The sequence below is a fragment of the uncultured Campylobacter sp. genome (genome assembly GCF_938017705.1).
GTDB lineage: Bacteria > Campylobacterota > Campylobacteria > Campylobacterales > Campylobacteraceae > Campylobacter_B.
Genome location: NZ_CALIIS010000178.1, coordinates 1 through 10,775 on the forward strand (window position 1 = coordinate 1; position 10,775 = coordinate 10,775).

The window sequence follows — 10,775 nt, forward strand, 5'->3', positions numbered from 1 at the left end:
CGTGCTATTCAGGCCCAAATTCAAATTCACCGCAACCTTGTCTTTGGCGCGGCAAATTTTATCTGGCTGATATTTTAAAATTTACCAACCGCTTTACTAAACAAAATTTTACGAATAGGGCATGGGTGAACAAAGCAGGGAGGCAGAGAGTGCCTCTCTATATAATTACGGAAGCAAAGAATGCGCTGCTTATTTCGGTATGAAAATTTCATGGGCTTATTGCAACTTTAAAATTTTGCAAGATGCTCGCTCGTAGCGTTAAATTTCAATACGCAGGTACCAAATGGGCTAAAAATAAATTTAGCATGTGGCGAGATAATGAGCTAGAAGCATTCACAGCAACCCTGGAGCTACGCGGCACAGTATTCTCAAGGTAAAATAACGGCGTCAAAAGGCGAAAAATGTTTATAAATTTAGCGCGCGGCGGTCATAGAGAGCCGAAAATCCGCAGCGCTCGAAGTTGTGTAACGAAAGCCCAAATCTACCCGCAGCATCCGCAATCGCAGCGCGAAGATGCGGCTGGATGAAGCTCGCTAATGTAGAGCTTCACGGAGCCAAGCCCTTGCTTTTTCGCGCACGCATAGGCGTCGCTTGCGAAGCCGAAATCCGCAAAATGCAAGAAATTCTCCACGTAGGATTTGCGCGCATTTTGATGATCGGCATAATAGGCGTGCTCCCAAAGATCGCAGGCAAGCAGTGGAATTTTGCCGCGTGCGATCGGCGTGTCTGCATTTTGCGTCGTGATGATTTCTAAATTCGTGCTGCGCTCGTCGCACACGAGCCAGCACCAGCCGCTGCCGAAAAGCCCCAGCGCGCGCTTTAAAAACTCGCTTTTAAAATTTTCCATCCCGCCGAAAGCCTGCGTTAAAGCGTCCGCGAGCTCGCCGCTAGGCTCACTTGGCTGCGCGATACAGTCGAAGTAAAAATCGTGGTTGTAAATTTCAGAGGCGTTGTTAAAAATACGGCTAAAACCTAGGCAAATTTGATAAAGCTTTGAAATTTGCGAAAACTCGCACTCCTCGCCGCACGCCTGCTTAAACGACTGCGTGATGATCGTAAAAAGATCCGCGTTTTGTATCGGCGTATCCGCAATGTCTCGATTTAGGGCGGAGACGTAGTCCTCGCAAAGCCCACCGTGATGAAATTTTAAGCTTTGCAAGCTCGCGATTTTATTCGTGCGCGGATCAAAAGGCAGCGCCCTGGATCTAAACACTAATAATCCTCGCTGTCCAAATCGCTATAATCATTAAAACCGTCGTCGTCTTCGTAACTGTAATCGTCCTCGTCGTAGTTGTAGTTGTAACTCTCGTCGCCTCCGATTAAATCATCGTCCTCGTATTCGTCCTCATCGAACTCTTCGTCTTCGAAGTCATCGAAATCAGCCATTTTGCTCTCCTCTGTCGTTGGAATTTACTTTTGATTTTACGCATTCGCTTGCTATTTCCGGGATATTTTCGATATAAACGCTCTGCGATGGGAAGGCAAACGATAGTCCGTTTTGCTCTACGATCTCCATTATTTTAAATAAAACATCCTCTTTGGTTTGGATGAAATTTGCCCATATTACGGTTTTTGTGAAGCAGTAAACTAAAATATTAATAGACGAATCGCCAAAGCTATCTAACGCCACGAACATAGTGCTTTTATAGCCCGCTAAATCGTCGATAGAGACCATATTTTGTCTATAGCGCATACGAAAATCTTTAGAATTTAATGCTGTATCTGCAGATTGAGCGATACCCGGGTGAGATTTTAGCATCTCTTTGATGTCGTTTACGCACTTTCGAAGTTGAGCCGTGCTCGCACCGTATTCGACGCCCACGGTAAGCTTTAAATTCCGTCCTACCTTCCTACGGCTCCAGTTTTTGATATTTTGCGCCATTATGTTGGAATTCGGCACAAAAACAAGAGCGTTATCAAAGGTCCTGATCGTCGTCTTTCTAAAGCCCGTTTCTACGACGTTTCCTTCTATGTCTCCTAATACGACCCAGTCTCCTTGCGAGAATGAATTATCAAATAATAGCATCACGGATGAGAAGAAATTCGCGATGATGTCCTTGGTCGCAAACGCGATCGCAAGTCCGCCGATTCCAAGCGATGCCATAAGCGCCGAGATGTCAAAGCCTAGACGCTTTAGCACCAAAAGCACGGCGATGATGATTACGATGACGTATAAAATTTTAACGACCAAATTTATGATATCTTTTCTGACACCTTTTTTCGTGATGTTTCCAAGCACGACAATACCGTAACCATCGATGATTTCGATAATGAGCCATGCCCAAAGCACCACGTAAACGATCGAGAATAAATTTGCAAATTTTATCGGCACAGGCGCCGGATAATAAAATATACTAAGACAGATATCGACCGAATAAGCGATCAGCAAAATACCCATCGGACGCTTGATAATGCCTACTACTTGCGTTTTTAGAGTTTCGCTATCCAGAGAAAAGCTTTTATTAAAGAATTTAAATACGAAATAGATGATGTTAGCAAGCAGCCTGCGAAGCGAGTAGAAAAATAGCGTAATCAGCGTGATTAGAATGAGCTTGCCGAAATTTACGTGGCTGAGTTTAAACGGAATTTTATCGTTGATATAATCGATCACCGATTTAAAATTTAAACTCGTAAAAACGACGTTGGTCGCGAGCAGATCGCTGTTTCGCGCGAGATATTCAAGCACCTCGTCGTAAGTCTGCTTATCGTTTTTCAAATCGGTTATCTTGGCATCTAAGGCGTCCACCTGCTCTTGATTGCTTAGATTATTTTTCAGATCGGCAAGCTTGGAAAAATCCCTCGTTTGTAAATTTAATATCGTACCGCTTAGCTCGCTCTCCAGCTCGCTTCTATTGGCGCCGTTTACAAACATATTTTCAATCTTCATAAGCGAAGTATAAAAGATCTCCGACATCTCCATCTTTTCAAGATCTGCGCTCGCGTTGATATACTCGGGGGAATTTTGCCTTTTGGCGTATCTTTTAAGCGTGCTTTGGATGCTCTTTTTATTCTCGGCGTAGGACATCACCGCTTCGATATCCATATCTTGCTGCGTGATAGCAAAAGGTAGGCGATCGAAAAGCTTCGCTTTGTTTCTCTCGATCGCGTCCAGCTCGTTTTTGCTCGCATTTTTATCGCCGCTTGCAAGCAGGGAGTTTTTTTGTAAATTTAACTTTTTGATCTCGTTTACGACCGAAATCAGCGTCACGTCGCTTGCGCTTTTTTTCTGCGAAGTCTCCGTTTTAGCGACCTTTTCTGCGATCATATTTATTACTTCAGTTTTATTGCCATCCTCCGCACCGAGCGATTTGGATAGAATTTTAGCGACCTCCTTTTTGATCTCGGTTTTGTTGTTTTCTAAAGTAAGATTTGCCTCGGGCGCGGAAGAATTCGTCTCTACAAAGCTTCCCTCGCCGGTCGTGTTGAGGTCTGCAAACGCTAAAGCGGCGCTAAAAAGACTAATCGTTAAAAAGCTGATTATAGATTTTTTCATAATCCATTCCCTTATTTAATAGCGTAAAATGCGCGCCTTCGTCGTCGTAGTTGAATAGCTCGCCCGTTTCGATGACGTAGTGCCAGCCGTAAATTTTAATCTCGCCGTTTTTGTAGGCGTCTTTGATGCCAGGAAAGCTAAGTAAATTTTGCATGGAATTTATAATATTTAGCCGCTCGGTGATCCACTCGCGCTTGTCGGCGCCGAGATCTTTGAGCTTTTCGACCTCGTCTTTTACAGGCTGCATTAAATTTAGCCAGCGCCTTACGTTTGGAATTTTTTCAAGCTTTTTTGCGTCATAAAACAGCGCCGCGCAGCCCCCGCAGTTGCTGTGCCCACAAACGATGATATTTTTGATATTTAGCGAATATAGCGCGTATTCAATCGCTGAGGTAGTCGCTAAAAATTCCTCGCTAATGCGGTATGGAGGAACGACGTTTGCGATATTTCGTACTACGAAAAGCTCTCCTGGAAGCGTCGAGGTAATTAGGCTTGGCACTACGCGCGAGTCGGAGCAGCCGATAAAAAGCGTGTGGGGCTTTTGATGATTTGCTAGACTTCCGAAAAGCTCGGCATGCTCGGCAAAATTTTCTTCCATAAATTTAATAGCTCCATTTATTAACTGGCTGGGCATACTTTCTCCTTAAAAAAGTCGGGAATTATATATTACTTTCATAAATAGATAGAATTCTGGGAATTTTTAATTATATATTTACCAAATTTTCGCTAAACTCCCCGCTCATAAATCAAAAGAAGGAGAAAAATATGAGTCTATACGACAGACGAAACTATGCGGACGGCTATGAGCTATCGGACGCATCACTAGAACAAGGACGAATCTCTCAGACTATCAAACAAACCTACGCGCTTCTAACCGCTTCGATGATAGCTGCGGCGGCAGGGGCTTTTGTGGCGATGAGTTTCGGCGTGAGCTTGGCTCTTCATCCGATTTTATATCTGGTAGTTTTAATGGGGCTGATCTTCGGTATGCAAGCAGCCGTAAATCGCGGTGCTAATACGATCGCGCTAGTTTTGCTTTTTGCATTTACCTTTATTACCGGTCTTACTCTAGGTAAATTGATCGCTATTTATATCGCAGCAGGCGCTGGAGACGTAGTAACGCATGCGTTTGTGGCTACGGCGATTACTTTCGGTGCTCTTACCGTTTATGCGATGAATACAAAGACAAATTTCGATTCTTGGGGCAAGCCGCTATTGGTATCGCTTGTGGCTATTATCGTGCTAAGCCTTTTGAACTACTTCTTTTTCAAAAGCACCGTGCTTGATATAGCGATTTCAGCTTTTTCGGCTTTAATCTTTTCGATGTATATCATCTACGATACTAAAAATATTATAAACGGCACCTATACTTCACCGATAATGGCTGCCGTAGATATGTATCTAAACATCTACAACCTCTTCCTTTCGTTGCTAAGAATTTTCGGCGCAAGCAGAGACTAAATTTTACGCACCGCTTCGTGCGGTGCACTCTTAACTTAAAATTTATAAATCTTTTATTATAATCGCAAATTCAATTTTTTCAAAAGGTTTTATAGTGACTACGTTATTTTTGGTTTTACAAGTCGTCTTCGCCGTGATAATTACGATCTCCGTCCTGCTGCAAAAAAGCTCTTCTATCGGGCTTGGCGCATACAGTGGCAGCAACGAAAGCTTATTTGGGGCGAAGGGTCCGGCGGGATTTTTAGCTAAATTTACCGCCGCGATGGGAATTTTATTCGTGATAAATACACTCGTGCTTGCGTATTTCTATCAGCAAGATGCTAAATCTTCCGTAGTCGATCGCGTAAAGATTGAAGCAAATACTACTAAATCCGTGCCAAACGCTGTCCCTGGCGTGCCGTCCATCCCAGCTTCAGGCGCAAAGCCTAATTTCGCTCCGGCAAGCACCGAATCAAATTCCATAATTAGCGGCGAGACCAATGCGACGGATACGAAAATCGAAGCGCCCGCAGCTCCTGCGACCGATACTGCCGCAGCTAGTGCGTCTGCTCGGTCGCAAGCATCAAGCGATACCAATGCCAGCGCCGCTTCCGCAGATCAAAACACAACTAAATAAACTCTAAATTTTAAAATTTAAAAGCGCAAAATCCGCGCTTTTAAATGCTATTCTTATTTTTTTAACGCTATAATTCCGCAAATTTTATTTAAAGGATTTGAATGCTAGAAGCTATCTACAAAGAGCAAAGAGCAAACGGCGATCGAGCTATCGAGGCTTTGAAAAAGGACTTTACGACGCTACGTACCGGCAAGGTGAGCGTGGCGATCCTAGATCATATTTTCGTGGATTATTACGGCTCGCAAACTCCGCTAAATCAGGTCGCGACCGTCCTTTCGACCGATGCGGTAACGATCTCGATCACGCCGTGGGAAAAACCGATGCTAAAGACGATCGAAAGCGCGATCGCAGCGGCGAATATCGGCGTAAACCCTACTAATGATGGCGAGAGCGTAAAACTATTTTTCCCGCCGATGACGATCGAGCAACGCCAAGAAAACGCAAAAAAGGCCAAAGCGATGGGCGAGAAGGCTAAAATCGGCATTCGCAACGTCCGCAAAGACGCCAACGACGAGATCAAAAAGCTCGAAAAAGACAAAGCGATCTCCGAAGACGACGCCAAAAAGGGCTACGACGAGGTGCAAAAGATCACCGACTCTTACTCAAGCAAGATCGACGACGCAGTTAAGGCCAAAGAAGCCGAGCTTTTGAAGGTTTGAGCTGTGAATATAGAAAAAATCTATCGCGACTGCGGCGCATATCTGCAGGGGCATTTTCTGCTTTCAAGCGGCAACCACTCGGAATTCTATCTGCAAAGCGCCAAAGTGCTTGAAGATCCGCAGCTCGCAGGACAGCTTGCGGACGAACTTGCCGCGATCATCGAAAAAGCGGGCGTGGAGTTTGATAGCGTCTGCTCGCCCGCGCTGGGCGGAATTTTAGCGGGCTACGAGCTAGCTCGCGCGGCAAAAAAACGCTTCATCTTTACTGAGCGCGTAGATCGCGTGATGAGCCTGCGCCGCGGCTTTGAAGTGCATAAGGGCGAGAGATTTATCATCTGTGAGGACATCATCACGACGGGCGGCTCGGCTCTTGAGAGCGCCAGGCTCATCGAAAACCTCGGCGGCGAGGTCGTGGGCTTTGCCGCGCTTGCCAATCGCGGATTTTGCAAGGTTGCAAATTTAGCGGGCAGCAGTGCAAAGGCTGGCGCCAAGCTGCTCGCGGATAAGCCGTTTTTTGCGCTAGGCAATTTCGAGTTTGAAATTTACGAGCCCGCGACTTGCCCGCTTTGTGCTACTGGAAGCAAGGCGATCAAGCCGGGCAGTCGCGGAAACTAGGCGCCGATTGCCGCTAGCAAACTGCAACGAGATTAAATTTTATCCTTCGGCTTTAGCGCGACGGAATTTTAAAATTTAATCCAAAACGGATCAAAATGACAAAGCAAAAAGCTAAAATTTCACCGATTTTTCTGCGCGTAAAGGCCTTCATCGTCGATCTTTTCATCATCGCGATGCCCCTATTCTACGGCGTTACCTATCTCATCTTGGGCTCAAAGGAAGCTCTGTGGCGTAACCAAGCCGCGATCGCGCTTATCTGGCTCGCGTACGGCGCTATTTGTGCGGCATTTTACGCCCGCAGCGCTCAGACGCCGGGCTATAAGCTCGCGGGGCTTTATCTCATCGATGTTCGCAGTGGGCGCAAAGTAAGCTTTTTTAGGGCGCTAGCTCGCTTTGCGTGCTTCGTATTTGCAGGCTTTAGCATCGTGGGGCTTTTGATCTGCTTTTTTCGCAAAGACAGGCTGAACTTACACGACCTGCTAAGCGGGACTGCGCCCGTCGTGCGAAAGGACGCGCAGTGAGCGGGCAGATTTGCGGTATCGACGAGGCGGGGCGGGGCTGTCTTGCGGGGCCGCTTTGCGTCGCGGGCTGCGTGCTGCAGCGCGAGATCGCAGGACTTGCCGATAGTAAAAAACTAAACGAAAAGCGCCGCGAGGAGCTTTACGCCCTGATCATCAAAAACTCGCGCTACAAAATCGTCGAAATTTCAAGCGCGCAGGTCGATGAGATCGGCTTGAGCCTTTGCCTAAGATCGGCGCTTGAGCAGATTCTCGCGTATTTTATGGGTTTTAGCGGACAGATCATCTACGACGGCAACGCAACCTTCGGCGTACGCGGGCTTCAGACGCTCGTAAAGGCCGACGCGCAAATCGCCGAAGTAAGCGCGGCGAGCATCCTTGCCAAAGTCACGCGCGACCGCACGATGCATGAGATTTCGCAGCGCTATCCGCAATACGGCTTCGCGCAAAACAAAGGCTACGGCTCGGCCGCGCACATCGCGGCGATCGAGCGCTACGGGCTCACGCCGTTTCACCGCGCAAGTTACAAGATCAAATCGCTACAACCCTCGCTGTTTGATTAACGAAATTTCTTTCGCTGAGATTTGTTTCGCGCTGCTTAGGACGCGCCCGCTTAAATTTCGACCTCGCACCCTCTGCGTGCATTCGGCGCTAAATTCCAACTTTGCACGCTCTGTGTGTATTCGGCGCCAAAATTTAGCCTACCCGCATTGCAGCGCCCGTCATCAAAATTTACTTGTCGCGGCACCTATCTTTAAATTTTGGAATTTGCCGCTCCTTTATCCGCCAACCTCGATCGAGGTATGCCGCCTGCGGGCTTTAGCTGCACGCGGATTTCAAAACGAATTTTGATAAAGCAAACGCGCGCCTAAATTTAAAATTTAGCTCGTAAATCTATCCGCGCATTCACTCCGCAGCAGTTTAGAAAGTGAAATTTTGCGCAGCATGAATATCGTCCCGCGCTGCACTAAATAAATTAAAATTCTGATATATGCTAAATTTAGTCATATTCGCGCCGTATCAAAACTCAAAATTTTAAAATTCGAGGTTCGGAATTTCGTGCGAAATCAAGCGCGAAATTCCCCGCGCAGTTTCGCGCACGAAGGCGGTAAAATTTAGAAATTTTAACCAAACTTTCGCTATCATCACGGCTTAAATTTCACCCAAAGGAAACCGATGTTTGAATGGATCGCCTCACCCGAGGCATGGATCAGCCTGGCGACGCTCACGGGGCTTGAGATCGTGCTTGGTATCGACAATATCATCTTTATCGCGATTTTATGCGGCCGCTTGCCTGAAGCACAGCGCGGGCGCGCCCGCATAATGGGGCTCGCGCTTGCGATGATCACGCGCATACTGCTGCTTCTTAGCCTAAGCTGGATCATGGGGCTTACCAAGCCGCTATTTAGCGTGCTTGCGCGCGATTTTAGCGGGCGCGATCTCGTGCTGATCGGCGGCGGATTGTTTCTACTCGTCAAATCCACGCTCGAGATCCACTCCAGCGCCACCGGCGAGTCACACGAGCATAGTGCTAGCGGCGGCAAGGCGAGCTTCGGCGGCACGCTCGTGCAGATCGCCGTTTTGGACATCATCTTTTCGCTCGACAGCGTCATCACCGCCGTGGGCATGGCGCAGCACCTGCCCGTGATGATCCTCGCAGTGATCATCGCCGTGGGCGTGATGATGCTCGCTAGCGGCGCGATCGCGCGCTTCGTGGACGCAAACCCGACGATCAAAATTTTAGCGCTTGCCTTTTTGATCCTAGTGGGCGTCTCGCTGATCGCCGACGGCCTGGGCTTTCACATACCTAAGGGCTACATCTACTTCTCGATGGCGTTTTCGCTGCTGGTGGAGCTCATCAATATCCAGATCCGCAAAAAATCCGCCGCGAAATAGAGGGGCGAAATTTTGCGAGATCTGAAAGGCACGCATGGGCTTTGCTAAATTTCTTTCGCCGCGGCAGATCAAGCTTGCTCGCGGCACGGCTAGGGATTTGAAGCTTGAGCCTGCAGCTGCAGACATAGCGAAATTTAGCTTTACGCTGGAGCGCTTGCGCTTTGCGGGAAATTTGGACTTAAGGCGCGACGGGCTTTATCTGCCGATACGCGAGGGCGACGAGCTGGCGGTAATCTATGAAGATGAAGCTTTGGGCTTAAATTTCGGCAGTGAGGCTTCGAGGGGCTTAAATTCCTGCCGCGAGGATTTAAGCCACGCCGATTTAAGCGGCGATAATTCCGCAGAGCGCCCTAGCTGCGAAGTTTCAAGTAGCGGAAATTCCACCGCCGCAAATTTAGACTGCGACACACATAGTGATACCGCGGCAAGTGTACGTCAAAATTCTACAGCATCTGATTTATCGGACAAAGATCGCAGCGGCATAAACTCCGCCGCTTTAGGTTTTATCCGCAAAGATTTAAGCGGCTCCGCCTCTTTAAATTCTACTCGCGAGAGCCGTGACGGCGCTTCGGTAAACTCCATTGCTTCCGCCCTTCCACTAGATTTCGTTAATCTAAGCCTAGGCGCGCAGCGCTGGAAGGACGCTGGTAGCACGGCGCTCGCCGCAATATTTGCAGCCTTCGGCGTAGCGCTGACCGCGATGAGCATCTACTGCATAATCTTTATCTTTGATGCAAGGGCTCCTGCCGGACTGCTAGCCCTGCTCATCCTCGCGCCTTTTGCGTATTGCAGCTTTAGGTTTATGCGAAGAGACTGGCGCGCCGCAAAGTTTGGACGCATATTCGCAGCGCTTCCGCACTCCAAAGAGCCCAAGCGAAGCGGCGAAGCGGAGGGCTATGCTAGCGGCGTGCGCGTGCTGCAAAGCGGCGACGTTTATTATTTTGGCTTCGCGCTGGACGGGGTATATTTATCGGGCGATAGCAAGCTGCAGATCGTCTCCGGTGCGCTACGTTCGGATCAAAATTTAGCGGAGCTTGCGGACGGCGAAAATTGCATGAAATTTAAGAATTTAGACGCAGAAAATTCCACAAATTCTGCGAGCATCAAGAATTTTGCAAAATCAGCAAATTCCACAAGCTCTGTGGATTCCGCTAACGCAGCAAATTCTATAAATTCCGCCCGCTCCGCCAAAACCGCGGCATCCGTCAAGGCGAAGGACGCCTCGCAGAGCTTCGAGCTGCAAAACGGCGATATTCTCCGCGCTCGCTACAAAGACTACCGCGTAAGCGGGCTTTGGAATCAAAGCCGCGGCATGAAGCTCGGCGATACGCGCAGCGGACTTCGGCGCGTGATAGATTTTATCGCGAGCGTGGCGCTACAAATAGGTCTGCGTCTAGGCGGCGCGCTCGTGCTGACGCAGCTCGGCGATCACATCGGCGGCTCCTTCGGCAACGCCCTAAGCTTCATCGGATTTTTGCTGCTGCTTAGCCTTATGCTTTGAAAGGCGAATTTCAAAC

Annotated in this window: 12 protein-coding genes; 8 read left to right on the forward strand and 4 right to left on the reverse strand. The window is 48.2% G+C overall.

Features of this window, described 5'->3' with window-relative positions:
* Window positions 1-481 precede the first annotated feature (481 nt).
* The 4 genes from Q0605_RS08385 to Q0605_RS08400 are packed head-to-tail and all read right to left on the reverse strand — an operon-like array spanning window position 482 to window position 4,127.
* On the reverse strand, window positions 482-1,213 hold the full coding sequence (locus Q0605_RS08385; RefSeq protein ID WP_298706094.1) for a superoxide dismutase: 732 nt from the start codon (window positions 1,211-1,213) through the stop codon (window positions 482-484).
* Window positions 1,213-1,386, reverse strand: coding sequence for a hypothetical protein (locus Q0605_RS08390; protein WP_005870938.1), 174 nt, complete (start codon window positions 1,384-1,386; stop codon window positions 1,213-1,215). Before Q0605_RS08390 ends, Q0605_RS08385 begins: the two co-directional genes overlap by 1 nt.
* Window positions 1,379-3,493, reverse strand: coding sequence for a mechanosensitive ion channel family protein (locus tag Q0605_RS08395; protein ID WP_298706097.1), 2,115 nt, complete (start codon window positions 3,491-3,493; stop codon window positions 1,379-1,381). Before Q0605_RS08395 ends, Q0605_RS08390 begins: the two co-directional genes overlap by 8 nt.
* A complete protein-coding gene (locus Q0605_RS08400) occupies window positions 3,459-4,127 on the reverse strand; it encodes a carbonic anhydrase (RefSeq protein ID WP_297943776.1) in 669 nt (222 codons plus the stop codon). The genes Q0605_RS08395 and Q0605_RS08400 overlap by 35 nt, the downstream gene beginning before the upstream one ends.
* A 131-nt stretch (window positions 4,128-4,258) precedes the next feature.
* Between Q0605_RS08400 and Q0605_RS08405 the strand changes: the two genes are divergently transcribed.
* From Q0605_RS08405 to Q0605_RS08440, 8 genes are all read left to right on the forward strand, one after another.
* On the forward strand, window positions 4,259-4,954 hold the full coding sequence (locus tag Q0605_RS08405) for a Bax inhibitor-1/YccA family protein (protein ID WP_297880079.1): 696 nt from the start codon (window positions 4,259-4,261) through the stop codon (window positions 4,952-4,954).
* 94 nt (window positions 4,955-5,048) lie between these two features.
* Window positions 5,049-5,570 (forward strand): preprotein translocase subunit SecG, encoded by a 522-nt coding sequence (gene secG, locus Q0605_RS08410; RefSeq protein WP_298706102.1) that lies wholly within the window; start codon window positions 5,049-5,051, stop codon window positions 5,568-5,570.
* A 101-nt stretch (window positions 5,571-5,671) separates the two neighbouring features.
* Window positions 5,672-6,229, forward strand: coding sequence for a ribosome recycling factor (gene frr / locus Q0605_RS08415; protein WP_298706105.1), 558 nt, complete (start codon window positions 5,672-5,674; stop codon window positions 6,227-6,229).
* 3 nt (window positions 6,230-6,232) lie between these two features.
* The gene (gene pyrE / locus Q0605_RS08420) at window positions 6,233-6,844 is read left to right on the forward strand and encodes an orotate phosphoribosyltransferase (RefSeq protein ID WP_298706108.1); all 612 of its coding nucleotides are present in this window, start codon (window positions 6,233-6,235) and stop codon (window positions 6,842-6,844) included.
* A gap of 95 nt (window positions 6,845-6,939) precedes the next feature.
* Window positions 6,940-7,365, forward strand: a complete 426-nt coding sequence (locus tag Q0605_RS08425; protein WP_298706112.1) for an RDD family protein — start codon at window positions 6,940-6,942, stop codon at window positions 7,363-7,365.
* Window positions 7,362-7,925, forward strand: coding sequence for a ribonuclease HII (locus Q0605_RS08430; RefSeq protein WP_298706115.1), 564 nt, complete (start codon window positions 7,362-7,364; stop codon window positions 7,923-7,925). The genes Q0605_RS08425 and Q0605_RS08430 overlap by 4 nt, the downstream gene beginning before the upstream one ends.
* A 613-nt stretch (window positions 7,926-8,538) precedes the next feature.
* The gene (locus Q0605_RS08435; protein ID WP_298706118.1) at window positions 8,539-9,258 is read left to right on the forward strand and encodes a TerC family protein; all 720 of its coding nucleotides are present in this window, start codon (window positions 8,539-8,541) and stop codon (window positions 9,256-9,258) included.
* A 34-nt stretch (window positions 9,259-9,292) separates the two neighbouring features.
* A complete protein-coding gene (locus Q0605_RS08440; protein ID WP_298706121.1) occupies window positions 9,293-10,759 on the forward strand; it encodes a hypothetical protein in 1,467 nt (488 codons plus the stop codon).
* The last annotated feature ends 16 nt before the right edge of the window (window positions 10,760-10,775 follow it).

What these genes read in the sequence shown, in the direction of transcription:
- Q0605_RS08390 (WP_005870938.1), bottom strand. Translation starts at nt 1,386, where the DNA reads ATGGCTGATTTCGATGACTTCGAAGACGAAGAGTTCGATGAGGACGAA.
- Q0605_RS08395 (WP_298706097.1), bottom strand. Translation starts at nt 3,493, where the DNA reads ATGAAAAAATCTATAATCAGCTTTTTAACGATTAGTCTTTTTAGCGCC.
- Q0605_RS08400 (WP_297943776.1), bottom strand. Translation starts at nt 4,127, where the DNA reads ATGCCCAGCCAGTTAATAAATGGAGCTATTAAATTTATGGAAGAAAAT.
- Q0605_RS08405 (WP_297880079.1), top strand. Translation starts at nt 4,259, where the DNA reads ATGAGTCTATACGACAGACGAAACTATGCGGACGGCTATGAGCTATCG.
- frr (WP_298706105.1), top strand. Translation starts at nt 5,672, where the DNA reads ATGCTAGAAGCTATCTACAAAGAGCAAAGAGCAAACGGCGATCGAGCT.
- Q0605_RS08425 (WP_298706112.1), top strand. Translation starts at nt 6,940, where the DNA reads ATGACAAAGCAAAAAGCTAAAATTTCACCGATTTTTCTGCGCGTAAAG.
- Q0605_RS08435 (WP_298706118.1), top strand. Translation starts at nt 8,539, where the DNA reads ATGTTTGAATGGATCGCCTCACCCGAGGCATGGATCAGCCTGGCGACG.
- Q0605_RS08440 (WP_298706121.1), top strand. Translation starts at nt 9,293, where the DNA reads ATGGGCTTTGCTAAATTTCTTTCGCCGCGGCAGATCAAGCTTGCTCGC.